The organism is Bacillus cereus group sp. Bc031 (assembly GCF_027716265.1).
In the GTDB taxonomy this organism is placed as follows: Bacteria; Bacillota; Bacilli; order Bacillales; family Bacillaceae_G; genus Bacillus_A; species Bacillus_A paranthracis.
Genome location: NZ_JAQFUL010000221.1, coordinates 1 through 664, shown reverse-complemented (window position 1 = coordinate 664; position 664 = coordinate 1). Strand labels below are relative to the sequence as shown.

The window sequence follows — 664 nt, the reverse complement described above, 5'->3', positions numbered from 1 at the left end:
AAAATAACTATTTTGTTATAAAACTAAATTATCGTTTTAATAGTGATAGATCATAATTCGATTCAATGAATTCAATGCATAACGTCTTGGCAACTCCATTCCCTAACCTGTCGTAAATAAGTTCCATGTCAGCTCTACTGAAGTTTGTCCCTAACAACTCGTTGAATCTTTGTAAAACGATTCTTGCTTTGTAGTCACTTAAACTCTTCGTAATCGGTCTTGATAACCACGCCATCATCTTGCATTTAAACTCTAAAACCGTCACTTTACCTTTTCTAGATCCTTCTTCATTGAATCCCGTTTCGTTAGCTGTAATTTCCATCTTCCATTCCCCTTTTCGATTAAAATAACGCTTTTGTACTAAAATCACCAAAACGTTGGAAACTGTTCATCGATAACATCCACAACGAACTGTTTATTACGTTGCAACCAACTCTGAGCTTGTTTCAACGCTCCTCTTCTTTTCATAGCTCCCTTATCGATAAGAAATTGCTGATTGATTTTAATATTTGCTTCCTTGTAATAGTGATAATTAATGTGTACTTTGATTTCAAGTTGGTCTTTTTCATTTACAAACCTAACCGTTAAGTTCCCAATCTTTTTAAATCTCGCAATGTCTAGATGCATATTGACCACCTCCGTTTTTCTACAAAATTCAAATTTG

2 protein-coding genes are annotated in these 664 nt (G+C 34.0%); both read right to left on the bottom strand.

Features of this window, described 5'->3' with window-relative positions:
• Positions 1-28: 28 nt before the first annotated feature.
• The gene (locus PDQ33_RS28990; RefSeq protein ID WP_270757128.1) at positions 29-322 is read right to left on the bottom strand and encodes a hypothetical protein; all 294 of its coding nucleotides are present in this window, start codon (positions 320-322) and stop codon (positions 29-31) included.
• A 44-nt stretch (positions 323-366) separates the two neighbouring features.
• On the bottom strand, positions 367-627 hold the full coding sequence (locus PDQ33_RS28985) for a hypothetical protein (protein WP_000549862.1): 261 nt from the start codon (positions 625-627) through the stop codon (positions 367-369).
• Between the last annotated feature and the right edge of the window lie 37 nt (positions 628-664).